At 62.3% G+C, this 17,351-nt stretch carries 11 protein-coding genes, 2 tRNA genes and 2 rRNA genes (1 of these 15 running past the window's edge); 9 read left to right on the plus strand and 6 right to left on the minus strand.

Annotated features, from left to right (window positions below; genetic code table 11):
* Positions 1-34 precede the first annotated feature (34 nt).
* On the plus strand, positions 35-1,237 hold the full coding sequence (gene metX / locus ACNJX8_RS04425) for a homoserine O-acetyltransferase MetX (protein ID WP_128931224.1): 1,203 nt from the start codon (positions 35-37) through the stop codon (positions 1,235-1,237).
* Between the two features lies 1 nt (position 1,238).
* Positions 1,239-1,901 carry a methionine biosynthesis protein MetW gene (gene metW / locus ACNJX8_RS04430; protein ID WP_164940422.1) on the plus strand — a complete coding sequence of 221 codons (663 nt, stop codon included), beginning with the start codon at positions 1,239-1,241 and terminating at the stop codon, positions 1,899-1,901.
* A 108-nt stretch (positions 1,902-2,009) separates the two neighbouring features.
* Here metW and ACNJX8_RS04435 read toward each other — a convergent pair whose 3' ends face one another.
* The gene (locus tag ACNJX8_RS04435) at positions 2,010-2,870 is read right to left on the minus strand and encodes an alpha/beta fold hydrolase (RefSeq protein ID WP_439359730.1); all 861 of its coding nucleotides are present in this window, start codon (positions 2,868-2,870) and stop codon (positions 2,010-2,012) included.
* A gap of 215 nt (positions 2,871-3,085) precedes the next feature.
* Here ACNJX8_RS04435 and ACNJX8_RS04440 point away from each other — a divergent pair, with 215 nt between their 5' ends.
* Positions 3,086-3,742 carry a TIGR02594 family protein gene (locus tag ACNJX8_RS04440; protein ID WP_439359731.1) on the plus strand — a complete coding sequence of 219 codons (657 nt, stop codon included), beginning with the start codon at positions 3,086-3,088 and terminating at the stop codon, positions 3,740-3,742.
* Positions 3,743-3,864: 122 nt separating this feature from the next.
* Here ACNJX8_RS04440 and ACNJX8_RS04445 read toward each other — a convergent pair whose 3' ends face one another.
* Positions 3,865-4,653 carry an MOSC domain-containing protein gene (locus ACNJX8_RS04445; protein ID WP_439359732.1) on the minus strand — a complete coding sequence of 263 codons (789 nt, stop codon included), beginning with the start codon at positions 4,651-4,653 and terminating at the stop codon, positions 3,865-3,867.
* Positions 4,654-4,893: 240 nt separating this feature from the next.
* On the opposite strand from ACNJX8_RS04445, the gene clpB reads away from it, so the two are divergent.
* Positions 4,894-7,533 (plus strand): ATP-dependent chaperone ClpB, encoded by a 2,640-nt coding sequence (clpB, locus tag ACNJX8_RS04450; protein ID WP_439359733.1) that lies wholly within the window; start codon positions 4,894-4,896, stop codon positions 7,531-7,533.
* A gap of 180 nt (positions 7,534-7,713) precedes the next feature.
* On the opposite strand, the gene ACNJX8_RS04455 is transcribed toward clpB, so the two are convergent.
* Positions 7,714-7,980 (minus strand): hypothetical protein, encoded by a 267-nt coding sequence (locus ACNJX8_RS04455; RefSeq protein WP_128931230.1) that lies wholly within the window; start codon positions 7,978-7,980, stop codon positions 7,714-7,716.
* Between the two features lie 93 nt (positions 7,981-8,073).
* Positions 8,074-9,705: a hypothetical protein gene (locus ACNJX8_RS04460; RefSeq protein WP_439359734.1), complete on the minus strand. Its 1,632-nt coding sequence runs from the start codon at positions 9,703-9,705 to the stop codon at positions 8,074-8,076.
* Positions 9,706-10,153: 448 nt separating this feature from the next.
* Between ACNJX8_RS04460 and ACNJX8_RS04465 the strand changes: the two genes are divergently transcribed.
* The gene (locus ACNJX8_RS04465; protein WP_439359735.1) at positions 10,154-10,564 is read left to right on the plus strand and encodes a hypothetical protein; all 411 of its coding nucleotides are present in this window, start codon (positions 10,154-10,156) and stop codon (positions 10,562-10,564) included.
* Positions 10,565-10,649: 85 nt separating this feature from the next.
* Here the strand turns inward: ACNJX8_RS04465 and ACNJX8_RS04470 are convergent, their stop codons facing one another.
* The gene (locus ACNJX8_RS04470) at positions 10,650-11,012 is read right to left on the minus strand and encodes an SPW repeat protein (RefSeq protein WP_128931233.1); all 363 of its coding nucleotides are present in this window, start codon (positions 11,010-11,012) and stop codon (positions 10,650-10,652) included.
* Between the two features lie 156 nt (positions 11,013-11,168).
* Entirely contained in the window at positions 11,169-13,232 is a 2,064-nt protein-coding gene (locus ACNJX8_RS04475; protein WP_439359736.1) for a M23 family metallopeptidase, read from the minus strand.
* A gap of 1,066 nt (positions 13,233-14,298) precedes the next feature.
* Between ACNJX8_RS04475 and ACNJX8_RS04480 the strand changes: the two genes are divergently transcribed.
* The 4 genes from ACNJX8_RS04480 to ACNJX8_RS04495 form a co-directional block, all read left to right on the plus strand.
* Positions 14,299-15,787: ribosomal RNA gene (locus tag ACNJX8_RS04480) — 16S ribosomal RNA — on the plus strand.
* A 223-nt stretch (positions 15,788-16,010) separates the two neighbouring features.
* A tRNA-Ile gene (locus tag ACNJX8_RS04485) sits at positions 16,011-16,087 on the plus strand.
* A gap of 33 nt (positions 16,088-16,120) precedes the next feature.
* Positions 16,121-16,196, plus strand: a tRNA-Ala gene (locus tag ACNJX8_RS04490).
* Positions 16,197-16,579: 383 nt separating this feature from the next.
* A 23S ribosomal RNA gene (locus ACNJX8_RS04495) occupies positions 16,580-17,351 on the plus strand; it runs 2,075 nt beyond the window's last position.
* Together the 16S and 23S rRNA genes with 2 tRNA genes alongside form the textbook arrangement of a ribosomal RNA operon.

Consider the following 17,351-nt stretch of genomic DNA (forward strand, 5'->3'; position numbering starts at 1 on the left):
TGAAGTCCGATCGCAAACGAGGTCGATGGTCAAAATGGGTAGCGTCAAGTCGATACCGAGTCCTGCGATCAGCACCGATGATCGGTCACACGAGGTCGATCATCCGAGTTCGCAGGTTATGCGTTTCGGCGCCGATCAGCCGCTGCGGCTCGATTGCGGCATCGATCTGTCGCCGTTCCAGATCGCCTACCAGACCTATGGCGAATTGAACGCCGATCGCTCCAACGCCGTTCTGATCTGCCATGCGCTGACCGGCGACCAGCATGTCGCCAATGTGCATCCCGTCACCGGCAAGCCCGGCTGGTGGGAGACGCTGGTCGGCCCCGGTCGACCCATTGATCCCAAGCACTACTTCATCATCTGCTCCAACGTGATCGGCGGCTGCATGGGCTCGACCGGGCCGGCGTCGATCAATCCCGCCACGGGCAAGGTCTGGGGCCTCGATTTCCCCGTCATCACCATTCCCGACATGGTGCGCGCGCAGGCGATGCTGATCGACCGGCTCGGCATCGACACGCTGTTCGCGGTCGTCGGCGGGTCGATGGGTGGCATGCAGGTGCTGCAATGGACCGCGGCCTATCCTGCTCGCGTGTACTCCGCACTGGCGATTGCTTGCTCGACGCGGCACTCGGCGCAGAACATCGCGTTCCACGAGCTCGGCCGCCAGGCCGTGATGGCCGATCCCGACTGGCACAATGGCGGATATGCCGACCGCGGCATCCATCCGCATCGCGGGCTCGCGGTGGCGCGCATGGCGGCGCACATCACCTATCTCTCCGACGCCGCGCTGCATCGCAAGTTCGGCCGCCGCATGCAGGACCGTGAGCTGCCGACCTTCTCGTTCGATGCCGACTTCCAGGTCGAGTCCTATCTGCGCTACCAGGGCTCGTCCTTTGTCGAGCGCTTCGACGCCAACTCGTATCTGTATCTGACACGCGCGATGGATTATTTCGACATCGCCGCCGATCATGGTGGCGTGCTGGCGAAGGCGTTTGCGGGCATCAAGACCCGCTTCTGCGTGGTCTCCTTCACCAGCGACTGGCTGTTTCCGACCTCGGAATCGCGCGCCCTGGTGCACGCGCTGAATGCGTCGAGTGCTCGGGTGTCGTTCGCCGAGATCGAGACCGATCGCGGTCACGACGCCTTCCTGCTCGACGTGCCCGAATTCTTCGACATCTCGCGTGCCTTCCTGCAATCGGCAGGCAAGGCACGCGGTCTCGACGGCAAAGGTGGCTAGAATGTCCGTACAGGAAGTGCTGCCGTTGAACGGCGTTGCGGCCGGGCCGTCCGGTCAGTTTCGTGCCGACCATCTGCTCGTGGCCGAGATGGTCAAGCCGGGCTCGAAGGTGCTCGACGTCGGCTGCGGCGAGGGCGATCTGCTCCAGCTGCTGGAAACGCGCGGCATCGACGGCCGTGGCATCGAGCTGTCGCGCGAGGGCGTCAATCGCTGCGTCGCCAAGGGGCTTGCGGTGGTGCAGGGTGACGCCGACACCGACCTCGTCAACTATCCCGACGATGCCTTCGATTACGTGATCCTGTCGCAGACGCTGCAAGCGACGCGGCAGCCGCGTGTGGTGCTGGAGAACCTGCTGCGCATCGGCCGCCGCGCCATCGTCTCGTTCCCGAATTTCGGCTTCTGGAAGATGCGGCTCCAGCTCCTGATCGGCGGCCACATGCCGCGCACCGAGAATCTGCCGGCGACCTGGTACGACACCGCCAACATCCACTTCTGCACCATCAAGGATTTCGTCGAGCTCTGCGACAAGATCAACGTCAAGATGGAGCGTTCGGTCGCGCTCGATCTCTACGGCCGCCCGGTGCCGCTGAACCTGCCGTGGTGGGTGTGGAACATGTTCGGCGAGCAGGGCGTGTTCTTGCTGAGCCGCGGGCAGGGAAAGTAGCTTTTCGTCATTGCGAGCGCAGCGAAGCAATCCAGAGTCTTTCCGCGGAGGGATTCTGGATTGCTTCGCTGCGCTCGCAATGACGGCGTGTGTGGCCAAGCCTTCGTTCTAGTGCGCCACCGACCTCGCATCGCGTACCGGCCAGCGGCCCGCTTCCACCAGCGTGACGAACCGCTCCACGCTCTCGTTGAATAGCGCGGGTTCTTCGAGATTGAGCACGTGGCCCGACTTCGGAAACATCGCGAGCCCGGCCGCCGGAAGGTGCTTCTTCAAGAACAGGCTCGGGCCGACGCACGGGTCGTCCTCGTCGCCGCAGATGATCAGCGCCGGCGTTGAGGCGCGCTTGATCGCGTCCGTCATCGTGTAGATCGAGGGACGGCCGCCCTGGAAGCCGCGCATCGTGCGCGCCGAGCCGCTGGCATCGTGCCGTGCCAGCGCGGCGTAGAAATCGGCGTGGCCGCGCGGATCCTTCACCAGGAAGGGAATCCGGCTCGGCGCCTCGCGCGTGACCTTTGCGACTTCCGCAGACCCTAATGTCTCGAACTGCTCGGCATTGGCGCGGCACTGCTTGCGCCAGGCATCGAGATTCTCGATTTCGGAGCCGGAGCCGACACCGGCCAGCGTCATCGACAATGCGCGCTGCGGCGCGTTGAGCCCGATCTGGAGCGACGAGTAGGCACCCATCGACAGGCCGACGAGATGCGCGTGCTCGATCCCGAGATGATCGAGCACCGCGAGCGCATCGGTGTAGAAATGTGTGTAGGTATAGACCTCGCCATCGGGCACGTCCGAGGGTGTGTAGCCGCGCGCAGAGTAAGTGATGCAGCGATGACCGCGCGAGAAGTAGCGCATCTGCGGCTCCCAATTGGTGTAGTCAGCCGCAAACTCGTGCAGAAAAATGATCGGCGATCCCTGGCCCGCCTCCTCGAAATAGATGCGGACGTCGTCCCTGGTCGTGGCGTGGGGCATTAACCGTTTCCCTCTGTTCAAGCCGCATTTGGAGGATCGCAGTTAATGCTGTTGTCCGCAATGCGGCAGCGTCAGATGAGTATTGACGCAAAATCATCGCAGCTATTCGCCGACGCGGCGTCTTTTTCTCGCCACATGGGACGGCTTAACGGCCTTTCGGATGTCGGCCGCCGCACGGGCCGATGGGAAGTGGGGGTGTTAATCAAGGATGAAGAATGTTTGAGTTGTTTGCGTATCGCCTGTCGCGTTGTGTTGTCGCGCTGGCGCTTTTCTTCGCGGCGGTCGCCGTGCTCGTTTCTCCGGCCTCAGCGCGGCCGCATCATCGTCATAGCGCAGAGCGGCACGTTTACGTGCATCAGGCCAGACATCATCACTACCGCCACCATGCACGCAGCTCGCGCTTCGAGCGCAGCGCAGCGCAGTTGCAGGCGAGTGGATTCGCCAACACCCAGGCGAGCTATGATCCGAACGCCAATAGCGGCGGCATGGCCAACAACGCGATGAGCAACGGCGGCTTCGGCGGCGGATCGGGCCTCGTGTCCGAGGCGCGCCGCTATCTCGGCGGCAATCCGACCGGACGCGGCAGCCTGTGGTGCGCGCGTTTCATGAACATGGTGCTGCAGCACACCGGGCATCAGGGCACCGGCTCCGACATGGCGAGCTCGTTCGCGCGCTACGGCACGCGCGTCTCCGGTCCGCAGGTCGGCGCCATCGCGGTGATGTCGCGCGGCGGCCGGGGCGGCCATGTCGGCATCATCACCGGCGTCGATGCAAAGGGAAATCCGATCATGATCTCCGGCAACGACGGCAACCGCGTCCGCGAGGCGCCGGTCTCGCGCGGTCGGATCTATGCGTATGTGATGCCGAATTAACGACGGAGCCGTAGGGTGGGCAAAGGCGCAAGAGCGCCGTGCCCACCGGCGGTGCGTCAGCGTTCGCTAGCAGGAACGGTGGGCACGCTTCGCTTTGCCCACCCTACGGCAGCGGTGCCTCGTCACACCGATCTCGGCTCTTCCACCGCGACCGCATCGCCGACGCCGATCTCGCCACCTTCGATCACCTCGGCATAGATGCCGCAGTCCATGTGGCCGAGATTGCGCGAGAGCGTGGGCGGGATTTCGAGATCGCGCTTTGCGGTGATGGGGTCGACATTGGTGGCCGGGCAGCGGACGATGCGCTTGACCACCTTCAGCCGGGCGTCACCGATCGCAAGCGTCTGACCGACGAGGTCGAGCTCCGACCAGGCCGGCCAGCCCTTCAGGTAGAGATTGGCGCGGAAGCGCAGGGGGTGGACTGCGGCGCCGCCCAGCATGGTCTCGATGGCGCGGACGCTGTCGAGATTGATGATGGATACGACCTTGCGGGCGACGTCGGAAAAGCTGTGGTCGCGGCCGGACAGGACCTTCGGCGGTCCCTTCAGCTCCGGCTGAAAGTTCTCGTTGAAATAGCTCTCGATGGCGGCGCGGCCGGCAGCGGTCTCGAGATCGCCGCTGGCGACGATCTGGCCGTCCTTGCGAATGGTCAGGCGGTTGGTCGCGTCCTCGAACCGGCTCTCGAGGGAGGCCAGCCGCTCATTGCGCGCCAGCATCAGAAACTGGATTTTCGGCTTCCACTGCGGCGCCTCCGGGTCGAACCCGCTCGGCCCGTTCTCGATGGCGTAGCGGCGGTCGGCGGGCAGGGTCTGGCCGCTCCGCAAGGTGACGCGGGTCAGGCGTTCCGGGGTCAGGCCTTTGATCGGGTAGCGGTAGAGGCCGGTAATCTCGGCTGTGCGGCTGGCTGTCATGCCGCTACTTAGGGGATTCGACGGGCCCGCGCCAAGCGGCCCATGAGCGCACGAAATTGTGAACTCGCCTCTTTCGCATCCGCAACCCGCTTCCCACATTTGCCTCAGGCCGGCGGCCACGCCGGCAAAAGAGACCCGTTACCGGTTGAGAAACGTCAATGCGGTAATCGGAAACCCAGTGAAGATGCCATTTGGGGTGCCTGAGAGGGCCCCAGGGGCAGGCCGAGGGATAGAAAAGACATGAATATCGAGAAATACACCGAACGCTCCAGGGGCTTCATCCAGTCCGCGCAGTCGCTTGCGATGCGCGAGGGGCACCAGCAGTTCTCCACCCTGCACATGCTGAAGGTCCTGCTGGACGACACTGAGGGGCTGGCTTCCGGTCTGATCGACCGAGCCGGCGGCAATTCCCGTGCGATCCTGAAGGCGACCGAGGACGCCCTGAACAAAGTGCCGAAGGTCTCCGGCGGCGGCGCCGGCCAGATCTATCTGGCGCCCGAGCTCGCCCGCACTTTTGATGCCGCCGAAAAGGCCGGCGAGAAGGCCGGCGACAGCTTTGTCACGGTCGAGCGGCTGCTGCTCGGTCTTGCGCTGGAGAAGACCAGCGAGGCCGGCGCGATCCTCAACAAGGGCGGTGTCACCCCGCAGAACCTCAATGCGGCGATCGAGGCGCTGCGCAAGGGTCGCACCGCGGACTCCGCGACCGCCGAGAACGCCTATGACGCGCTGAAGAAATATGCCCGCGACCTGACCCAGGCGGCGCGCGACGGCAAGCTCGACCCGGTCATCGGCCGCGACGAGGAGATCCGCCGCACCATCCAGGTGCTATCGCGCCGGACCAAGAACAACCCTGTCCTGATCGGTGAGCCCGGCGTCGGCAAGACCGCCATCGCCGAGGGCCTCGCGCTGCGCATCGTCAATGGTGACGTGCCGGAGAGTCTGAAGGACAAGAAGCTGCTGTCGCTCGACCTCGGTGCGCTGATTGCCGGTGCGAAATACCGCGGCGAGTTTGAGGAGCGCCTCAAGGCCGTGCTCCAGGAAGTCACCGCGAGCGAGGGTACCTACATCCTGTTCATCGACGAGATGCACACGCTGATCGGCGCCGGCAAGGGTGACGGCGCGATGGACGCCTCCAACCTGCTCAAGCCGGCGCTCGCCCGCGGCGAGCTGCACTGCATCGGCGCGACCACGCTCGACGAGTACCAGAAGCACGTCGAGAAAGACGCGGCGCTGGCGCGGCGCTTCCAGCCGATCTTCGTCAGCGAGCCGTCGGTCGAGGATACCATCTCGATCCTGCGCGGGCTGAAAGACAAGTACGAGCAGCACCATGGCGTGCGGATCTCCGATTCCGCGCTTGTGGCCTCCGCGACGCTGTCCAACCGCTACATCACCGACCGCTTCCTGCCCGACAAGGCGATCGACCTCATGGATGAGGCCGCGGCGCGGCTGAAGATGCAGGTCGATTCCAAGCCGGAAGAGCTGGATTCGCTGGATCGCGAGATCATCCGGCTCAAGATCGAGCAGGAGGCGCTGAAGAAGGAAAGCGATCCCGGCTCCAAGACCCGGCTCCAGACGCTGGAGAAGGATCTTGCCGAGCTCGAGGAGAAGTCTGCGGCCCTGACGGCGCGCTGGAGCGCAGAGAAAAGCAAGCTCTCCGATGCCCAGAAGCTGAAGGCCGAGCTCGACGGCTTGCGTGTCGAGCTGGCCAACGCCCAGCGGCGCGGCGAATTCCAGAAGGCCGGCGAACTGGCCTATGGAAGGATCCCGGAGCTCGAGAAGAAGCTTGCGGATATCGAGGCTAAGGAGAACGCCGGCGAGATGATGGAGGAGGCGGTTACCGCCAACCACATCGCGCAGGTGGTCTCGCGCTGGACCGGCGTGCCCGTCGACAAGATGCTGGAAGGCGAGAAGGAGAAGCTCCTGAAGATGGAGGATCAGCTCGGCAAGCGCGTCGTCGGCCAGGCCGAGGCCGTGCGTGCGGTGGCAACCGCCGTGCGCCGCTCGCGTGCAGGCCTGCAGGACCCGAACCGGCCGACCGGCTCGTTCATGTTCTTGGGGCCCACCGGCGTCGGCAAGACCGAGCTGACGAAAGCCTTGGCGGAGTACCTGTTCAACGACGAGACCGCGATGGTCCGCCTCGACATGTCCGAATACATGGAGAAACACTCGGTCTCGCGTCTGATCGGCGCGCCTCCGGGCTATGTCGGCTATGACGAGGGCGGCGCGCTCACCGAAGCGGTGCGGCGCCGGCCCTACCAGGTGGTGCTGTTCGACGAGATCGAGAAGGCGCATCCTGACGTCTTCAACGTCCTGTTGCAGGTGCTCGACGACGGCCGCCTGACCGACGGCCAGGGCCGCACCGTCGATTTCCGCAACACGCTGATCATCATGACCTCGAACCTCGGTTCGGAATTTTTGGTGAACCAGCCGGAAGGCGAGGACACCTCGGCCGTGCGCGAGCAGGTGATGGGAATGGTGCGTGGGCATTTCCGCCCCGAATTCCTCAACCGCGTCGACGAGATCATCCTGTTCCACCGCTTGCAGAAGAGCGAGATGGGCCGGATCGTCGAGATCCAGTTCGCGCGGCTGCAGAAGCTGCTCACCGATCGCAAGATCGTGCTGACGCTCGATGCCGCAGGGCGCGACTGGCTCGCGGCCAAGGGCTGGGATCCTGCCTACGGCGCACGCCCGCTCAAGCGCGTGATCCAGCGTCACCTCCAGGACCCGCTCGCCGAGATGATCCTCGCCGGCGACGTCAGGGACGGCGACAGCGTTGCGATCTCGTCCGAAGGCAATGTGCTGACCTTCAACGGCAAGGCGCCGCAGACCGCGGAGATCGCCCAGTTCGAGGCGCCGGTGGCGAAGCGGAAGCTGAACTGATCGTTTCTGCCACCTTAAACAACAGGCCGCCCCGGAGAGGTTCACCTCTCCGGGGCGAATTGTTGGGTGGGATCTGCTGCTAAAACGCGATGAGATTAAGATGAATCGTCATCGCGCTTTAGGTTGTTGTTTGAGCATGATCTTTTCGGAAAACCGCTGCGCACTTTTCCGGATCATGCTTTAGCTGACTGCGGACGCGGAGCCCGGAGAGGCCGGACCTTCCTCGTCGTCAACCTCCTCCAGCTCCGACAAAATATCCACCAGCTCGCGCACCCGTCCCTGCGCCAGCGGGCGCAAGTCATTGATCATGGGCTCGTCATTGGCGAGCCAGGCCTGGGCTTCGGCGAGTTCCTCGACGGTCGCGCCGGTTCCGATGATCTGGGCTATGGTGACGTCGTCGGCCCGGTCCACGGCCTTGATGACATCGTCGCGTGAGAGGCGCGTCATGGGCGATCCTCCTGCTGGTCGGCTTCCGTCAGCGTTTAACCGGGAACCCGCGCGTGGGTTCCGCGGTCAGGTCTAGGTCTTCTGGGGCGGATGTTACTTCTTCACCGCCTTGTAGATCGCGTTCTCCACGTCCGAGCTGAAGTAGATGACGCCGCTCGCGCCGATCGCGACGCCTGTCGGGATATGCGTCGGCAGGCCGCCCGGCGCGCCCGTCAGGCCGATCGGGAGATTGGCCGCGATCTCCGTCACCTTGCCGGTCTCCGGCGCAATCTCGATCAATCGTTTGGCGCCCACTTCCGCCACGACCAGCTTGCCGTCGCTGGCGCGCGCAATGCCTTCGGGCATTTTCAGCTCCTTGGCGAGCACGGTCTTTGCGCCGGTCTTGTCGATCCGGGAGACCACGCCAGAGAAGGCTTCGGTGACGTAGACCTCGCCGTCCGATCCGCCGACGAGACCCACGGGTCCCTCGAGATCGCCGATCAGCGTGGCGCGATCCTTGCCATGCTCACCGCTCGCCTTGATCAGCGATTTGGTGCCGAGCTCGGCCACCAGAATGCTGCCGTCCGCGAGGACGACCGCGTCATGCGGCGCCTTGAAGTCGTGCAGCATCTCGCGCGTCGCGCCGGTCTTGCCGTCGATCACCTGCACCGTGCCGGTGAACCAGCTCGACAGGATCACGTCGTTACCCTTCGCCGTCGCGCTCATCGGATATTCGAGCGTGGTACCGGCGGCGTGCATGCGCGCCTTTTCGGTGACCTCGCCGGTCACCCCGTCCACGGTGCGATAGGCGAACACGTCGGCGACGTGGATGGTATCCTTGCCATTCTCCGAGGTGACGCCGATGCCGCCGGGCAGGGCCAGCTTGCCGATGATGATCTGCTTCGCCTGACCGGTCGCCGGATCGATCTCCTGGATGCCGTTGTCGGCCATGTTGGAGACGTAGATGCGGTCCTTGTCGTCGATCGCGAGATTGTCCAGCGACGGCTTCAGTTGCGCGACCATCGTCTTGGCGCCGGACTTCGGATCGACGCGGACGAGCTGGCCGAGCGCGGTGTCGACCACAAACAGGTTGCCCTTGGAATCGAAGTTCACCGCGGCCGGGACCTTGAAGCCGTCGGCGACGACTGTCAGCTCGGCCTTGTCGACGTCGACTTTGGCGACCCGTCCCTTGAACCAGAGCGGACCGTAGAGCTTGTCGTCGGGGCCGAACTCGAAACCGTTGAGGCCGCCCATTTTCTCCATGATCTGGCGGGGCGGTTTGACGCCCTCGACGTCGATCTCGTAGAGCGTGTCGCCGAGGAAGACGGTGGTGGCGTAGAGTCTGCCGTCCTTGCGGAAGGCGAGCGAGTTGATGCCGGGAAGACCGGAAGCGAGCTTCTTGATCGGGCCGTCGCCCTTGCGCGCGTAAAGATCGCCGGCGAGGAAGCCGGTCCAGGCCATGGTGCCGTCGGGCGCGAACGCGATGTCGTCGGCCATTCCGATCGGAGCGGGGATTGCAACCTTGGCGGTACCGCCCGCGATGTCGACCTCGTAGAGCGCGGCGCCCGCGACGCTGCCGGCGAACAGATGGCCGGCCTTGTCGATGCCGAGCCCATGTACGCCGTGGAATGCGGAGCCCGGGACGAGTTTGGTGACCTCCCAGGTTGCCGGCAATGTCTCGGCCGATGCGCTCGTGATGGAAAAAATTGCACCAACCAGAGCTGCGCAGGCGAGCCTGTTCTTCATGGCGAGACCTCCCATTTTTCGGAAAGTATTCGCCCATCACACGGCTTTGGCAAACGAAACTTGACGTTGTGACGCACTGAAGCGACTTCATTTCACTGGTGTTGTGATTCCGACAGTTCATTCCGTCATTCCGGGCCCGAGCGGGGCGAGGGAGCCCGGAATCCGTTGGGCCACAGAGTACGGTCAGAGACACAGCACTAGCGTCGCATCCAACTCGCATTCGATATCCGGATGATCGCGCCGTTGCGGCCGCTCATTATCGCTTCGAGCCCGCCGCGGTCTTTCGAGGTTTGCGTGTCGGGCCTTCCGGCAAGTGGCCGCGCGGCAATCGCTATTGAGCGTCCAGCCGTTCCATCGTCCCAGCCCGACGAGGGGCGCCGGAACCCTTCGATTTGATGAAACTGGTGCGGTGGACTGGGGTTGCCCCAGAGCAGCGCAGGATATTGCCATGAAACAAGATCTTGTCGCCCACCATCGTGTCTTTGACGAGCTTCATCCCAAGATCTACGGGGCAGCGGTCGGCCTTGTCGTATGGTTCGCGTTCATGGCCTGGGTGCTGTTTGACCGCAGCAGTGACATCAGTCTTTCCCTCGGCCTCGTCACGTTGCTGTTCGTAGTCGCGATCCTGCTGCCCTGGGCCCTTTCGCGGCTCTGGAGGAGATATCGGATGCCGTACGAGCCGCATCTGGGGCCGACCTCACTGCACGACTGGGAGGCCGGCGAATTCAAGGTCTGGGGTGCAAAACTTCGCGGCTCGCATGCCGCGATCGATGTCCTTTTGCCGCTGGCGGCCGTCTCGTTCGGCCTGACGGCGATCGGGATCGTCTTCGTGATCGTGCGGGCGTGGGCGCTGCCGTAGCTCTCCGGCGCCGGATTGCCGGATACGGCGGAAGTGATATCTGCATAATGGCCCCGCCCGCGCCGTGGTGCGGACGGGTATTTTGTTACCGGCCTGTCGTCAGCCGCGGCGGGTTCTGGGACATCATCCAGAGTTCGACCGCAGCAAGCACAGCCACCAGGATGCCGACCACGACGTGCACCGTCATTGCCGTCTTGGCGCCCTGGAACCCGAGCACCCAAGGCGCAATAAGCGTCCACAGGCCGACGATCAGGTTAAGCCACTCCTCCCACACCGCGAAGGCTGCGAGCGCCGCGATGGCCAGGATCGCAATTACGATGCCCGCGACATACGCGTTCTGAGAGGCTACTCCGGCATCGAATCCGAATATCCAGGGCGAGAAGAACAGGAATGCGCCGAGGACCAGGTTGGCGACGTCGCACCATTTTGCGTTCGTCCAGTTCTCCATGATATCCTCCATTAGCTCCGCCCCCTCATGCGAAAATAACCGGGCCACCGTCCGGCGTGTTCCTTGCGGTTCCAGGGAAATTGAATGAAGGAGCGGAACGCGCGGCACCTGATGTGAGGCGGCAAGCCGCCTCGCCACGAAGTCCACTCAGCTGGCTTAGCGGTTGATGACCTGCAGCGGCCCGCCGGTTGCGTCCGACATGCGGGCGATGGCGCCGCCGCGGCCGCTCATCATGCCGTCGAGCCGGTCGCGCTCCTTCTCGAAGCTCGCCAGCATCGGGCCCTCCAGCGACCGGCCGCGCGGCAGCTTCACGCGCATCGGATCGACGAAGCGGCCGTTGACCAGGATCTCGTAGTGGACGTGCGGGCCGGTCGATAGGCCCGACGATCCGACGAAGCCGATCACCTGGCCCTGCCGCACCTTCTTGCCGACTTCCATACCCTTGGCGAAGGCCGACATGTGGCCGTAGGCGGTCTCGTAGCCGTTGGAGTGCTTGATGCGGATGTACTTGCCGTAGCCGCCCTCGGGGCCGGCCTTCTCGATCATGCCGTTGCCGGACGCGAAGATCGGCGTGCCGTAGGCGGTGGCCCAGTCGACGCCGGTGTGCATCTTCACATAGCCGAGGATCGGATGGCGGCGGCCGCCGAAGCCGGAGCGCATGATGGCGTTGTTGACGGGCTTCCTGACCAGGAACTTCTTCGCGCTCTTGCCGGTCTCGTCATAGTAGTCGACGACGCCGTCGTCGGGGCTCTGGTAGCGGTAGTATTTCTTGGTCTCGCCGCCCACGGTGAGCGAAGCGAACAGCACCTCGTTCTTCTCGCTCGCGGTCACGCCCTCGTCTTCGCCGGCGTAGAACACGTCGAAGGAATCGCCCGGCTGCACCTTGCGCTGGAAATCGACGTCGTAGGAATAGATCTTGATCATGTCGTCGATGACCGGCATCGGCACCTTGTTGCGCATCGCGGTCTCGTAGATGCTCTGGTAGAGCCGCACGCCGGAGCCGTCATCGTCGTCATCGTCGTCGCTGTTGGCGCTGGCCGCTGCGTCGGCGACGGTGTTCATGCTGGAGACGTCGACCGCGACGTATTTGCCGAGATCGGACAGCGCCGCGATCGCCTCGACCATGGTGTCGTTTGCAACCACCACGCGATAAGGCTGCAGGCGGGCGCCGGGGCTGGCGGGCGCCATCAGGATGCGGAGCTTCTCGCCTTCCTTCAGGCCGCCGTCGCGGCCGCGCGGACCGAGCGTTGCGGTGATTGCCTTGATCTCGTCGGCGGTGGCGCCGAGATCGCGCAGCACGCCAGCGACGCTGTCGCCCTTCTTGACCATGTGGACGCGTTCGCCGTTGGGATTGCCGCCGGTGATCTGCTCCTTGGTCTTGGGCAGCAGCGTGACGTTTTCCGGCACCACGCGCGTCTCGAAGCCGGCATAGGGATCGGCCGACGACACTTCGGTGGCGTAGGCCATCTTCATGTCGGACGCGCCGGTCGCGCCGGAGACGTCGGCGGTGGCATTGGCGAGCGAGGCGTAGCGCACCCCGCCATTGCCGCGCCAATTGGCGGCATCGCGCACCCGCATCAGGATGTCGTCGAGCGCCACCACCGCGGAAATCTTGGCCTTCGGCAGCACCGGCGACAGGTCCTTGGTGACGAAGGAGACCTCGGCGTCGGGCTCGACCGCTTCCGGATTGTTCGGATCATCGGAGGCGGTCTTCGGATCGGAGCCGACGTCGGTGAGCAGGCGCTGGGCGTTGAACGGCGGGATCTTCGCCGACAGATCGCTCGTCGTCATCGACAGATTGCCGGCGATCCGGACGAAGGGGCGCACCCGCATCACGTCGCGATTGCCGACGCGGGCGACCGTGGAGACGCGGACGATGTTGCGCGACGCCGTGGATTCGCTCGGCGGCGGCAGCCGGTCGCTCTTGTGCAGCGAGGCGGCGCGATCGGCTGCGCCGAATGCACCGCGCAGCGCGCCTTCGACCCGCTCCGGCACCTTGGCGAAGGTCATCTCGCCGTCGAGTGACGCGAAAACGGCGCCGCCGATCAGGGCCGCGCCGCAGAGTCCGGTCAGAATCGTCCCGCTGAACCATTGTACCGAGACGCGGCGGCGATCGATGACGGCGGCCTCAGAACCATCGACGGACAGCGGCGGCTCGTGGCCGAGATCGATGATCCCGGTCTCACGCCCGTAAGCGCCGCGTGACGTCCTGTGGTTCAACCCAAGTCCCCCAAATCAACGACCCAAAAGCCCCGCCTCGAGCCTCTTCCCGGTCGCCCTCTTCGAGGCATATCGCAGGAAAAAGCAAGCCGCATAGGCGTTCGCGGTCAGAAGGCCCCGATGACGGGCCGGCCGAAATTACGAACAGCTAAACGGAAAAAGGTCTCTCGATGTCTCTCGAACGCCGGAAGAAGGCCGCGTCATCTGCAAGATCGCCTTCCTCTGACCCCATGAAAACCGCCGGCAGCCCCCACTGGCATCCCCGCGATTCAAGCTTGTCTCTTATCAGAACGCCGCGGGATTGTGGCTCAAGTACGGCGCCAAATATGGAAAAAGTTTCCTGAAGGAACGGGCGCGGGAGGCCGCCTCGGAAGGGCGTCCCAAGCCGCCTCCCAAGCGTCCGACCAAGCGCCGTCCTAAGCCCCCTCCCAAGTCCCCTCCCAAAGTCCTCTCCTAGGTCCCCTCCCAAGCCCCCTCCGGAGCCCGCTGGGCCGCAAACTTTTTTTCAGTTTTTTCTCCGCGCGACCTCCGTCCGCGCGCCCCATGCCCTTCTAACTGCCTGGAATCGTGCGAATTTTTCAGCCAATCCACTGTGCGACGATTTGTTGACGATTGGCGTTGACAGCCCGGAAGGTGGGGCCTATAACCCCAACCACTGAGCGCGGCGCCGCCGGGTCACTGAACCAAGGCGAGCGAACGCGCCACTGATGCTCCTCACCTTGTTGAGTGAACACAACAATCGACACCAGTCGGTTGGAGTTCATTCATCGTCGGTAAGGGTGTCGGAACCCTTCCTCCCAGGAAGGTTGGGGCCTCCACGGTCCCGGGCTGTTTGACAAGTGAAGATGAAGAAAGAGAAACGTGGACGGCGGAGTCCTTGCGGGTCTCGCTTCTGAAAAGCTTCGGCTTTTCTGATCGAGACCGGACGAAAGACTTCGGCGGTACACGTTTCAAAGGTAACACCATGGCCTCTTCATTGAGGTCAGTTCGCAAGCGATGTGAATCGCTTCGCGAGTATGGTGGGACCTCGTCAAACGTTGTGATCAGCCGGTTCAAAGTTCAAGTCCAACTTGAGAGTTTGATCCTGGCTCAGAGCGAACGCTGGCGGCAGGCTTAACACATGCAAGTCGAGCGGGCGTAGCAATACGTCAGCGGCAGACGGGTGAGTAACGCGTGGGAACGTACCTTTTGGTTCGGAACAACACAGGGAAACTTGTGCTAATACCGGATAAGCCCTTACGGGGAAAGATTTATCGCCGAAAGATCGGCCCGCGTCTGATTAGCTAGTTGGTGAGGTAATGGCTCACCAAGGCGACGATCAGTAGCTGGTCTGAGAGGATGATCAGCCACATTGGGACTGAGACACGGCCCAAACTCCTACGGGAGGCAGCAGTGGGGAATATTGGACAATGGGGGCAACCCTGATCCAGCCATGCCGCGTGAGTGATGAAGGCCCTAGGGTTGTAAAGCTCTTTTGTGCGGGAAGATAATGACGGTACCGCAAGAATAAGCCCCGGCTAACTTCGTGCCAGCAGCCGCGGTAATACGAAGGGGGCTAGCGTTGCTCGGAATCACTGGGCGTAAAGGGTGCGTAGGCGGGTCTTTAAGTCAGGGGTGAAATCCTGGAGCTCAACTCCAGAACTGCCTTTGATACTGAAGATCTTGAGTTCGGGAGAGGTGAGTGGAACTGCGAGTGTAGAGGTGAAATTCGTAGATATTCGCAAGAACACCAGTGGCGAAGGCGGCTCACTGGCCCGATACTGACGCTGAGGCACGAAAGCGTGGGGAGCAAACAGGATTAGATACCCTGGTAGTCCACGCCGTAAACGATGAATGCCAGCCGTTAGTGGGTTTACTCACTAGTGGCGCAGCTAACGCTTTAAGCATTCCGCCTGGGGAGTACGGTCGCAAGATTAAAACTCAAAGGAATTGACGGGGGCCCGCACAAGCGGTGGAGCATGTGGTTTAATTCGACGCAACGCGCAGAACCTTACCAGCCCTTGACATGTCCAGGACCGGTCGCAGAGACGTGACCTTCTCTTCGGAGCCTGGAACACAGGTGCTGCATGGCTGTCGTCAGCTCGTGTCGTGAGATGTTGGGTTAAGTCCCGCAACGAGCGCAACCCCCGTCCTTAGTTGCTACCATTTAGTTGAGCACTCTAAGGAGACTGCCGGTGATAAGCCGCGAGGAAGGTGGGGATGACGTCAAGTCCTCATGGCCCTTACGGGCTGGGCTACACACGTGCTACAATGGCGGTGACAATGGGATGCGAAGACGCAAGTCCTAGCAAATCTCAAAAAGCCGTCTCAGTTCGGATTGGGCTCTGCAACTCGAGCCCATGAAGTTGGAATCGCTAGTAATCGTGGATCAGCACGCCACGGTGAATACGTTCCCGGGCCTTGTACACACCGCCCGTCACACCATGGGAGTTGGCTTTACCTGAAGACGGTGCGCTAACCCGCAAGGGAGGCAGCCGGCCACGGTAGGGTCAGCGACTGGGGTGAAGTCGTAACAAGGTAGCCGTAGGGGAACCTGCGGCTGGATCACCTCCTTTCTAAGGATGATCCTTCAGCGAGCTCACGCTCACTATCGGATCGTTTTAGAAACATCAGTGGCCAACAGATCGCCAGATCGTTGAGCTGCATTGGCGGGATTTCGCCGTCTTCGTTTCTCTTTCTTCGCGGACGAACACGCGCCGGGGCTGCGCTGTGCGATTGCATCTGCGCTGGTCGCCGATGCATGCACGCAAGACCCTAGTCCTGAAAAGGATAGCGTTAGGGCTTGTAGCTCAGTTGGTTAGAGCGCGCGCTTGATAAGCGTGAGGTCGGAAGTTCAAGTCTTCCCAGGCCCACCACTTTCATCGAGTGAGCATTCGTCTTCTGGTTACGGGGCCATAGCTCAGCTGGGAGAGCGCGTGCTTTGCAAGCATGAGGTCGTCGGTTCGATCCCGTCTGGCTCCACCAGATGGTTTGATCACCGAGATCATGTACCGTCGTCCGCGAAACATCACTTCGCATTCACTAGTCTGGATAGACAGTGAACTGCGTGTTTTCTGACATCGTAAAGAGGAGATCGATCCGAGTTGGGTCGTGCAGCATATCGTTGCGCGAGCCTTCATTATCTCCGGATCATTTTCGGCGCTCGCTTTCAGCCGTGAGGTTGAATGCGAGTTGTAAAATGATCCTTTTAGCGAAGCTTGACCGCCTCGCTATCGGAACGATCTTACGAAGCAAGCTGGTCTTTCTAGTCAATGTCCGGCTGTACGTAGCATTCATCGAGGGTGCGCGCCGCAAGGCAATCGTACGGACAACATTCTGCCGAGTGTGTGGACATTGATAATGAGAGCAATCAAGTGCCTTAAGGGTGTTCGGTGGATGCCTTGGCGCTGAGAGGCGATGAAGGACGTGCTACGCTGCGATAAGCCGTGGGGAGCTGCGAAGAAGCTTTGATCCGCGGATTTCCGAATGGGGAAACCCACCTTCGATAGCCGGAACTCCAAGACCTTGTGTCTTGGTGTTCGACCAGAAATGATCGGGACCATGACCCTCGAGGTTTTGGATTTCCGGTTATCAAGAGAAGGTATGAGACTTCTGAATACATAGGAGGTTTCAAGCAAACCCAGGGAACTGAAACATCTAAGTACCTGGAGGAAAGGACATCAACCGAGACTCCGTTAGTAGTGGCGAGCGAACGCGGACCAGGCCAGTGATACATCAAAGACAATCGGAACCAGTCAGGAAAGCTGGGCCTCAGAGGGTGATAGCCCCGTACGAGTAATGCGATGATGTATCCACGAGTAAGGCGGGACACGTGCAATCCTGTCTGAACACGGGGGGACCACCCTCCAAGCCTAAGTACTCCTCAGCGACCGATAGCGAACCAGTACCGTGAGGGAAAGGTGAAAAGCACCCCGACGAGGGGAGTGAAATAGACCTGAAACCGGACACCTACAAACAGATGGAGCCCAAGATTCGTTCTGGGTGACATCGTACCTTTTGTATTATGGGCCAGCGACTTAATTTAACGAGCAAGCTTAAGCCGATAGGCGAAGGCGTAGCGAAAGCGAGTCTGAATAGGGCGCCAAGTTCGTTGTATTAGACCCGAAACCTAGTGATCTA

Source organism: Bradyrhizobium sp. SPXBL-04, from assembly GCF_051853035.1.
GTDB lineage: Bacteria > Pseudomonadota > Alphaproteobacteria > Rhizobiales > Xanthobacteraceae > Bradyrhizobium > Bradyrhizobium zhanjiangense.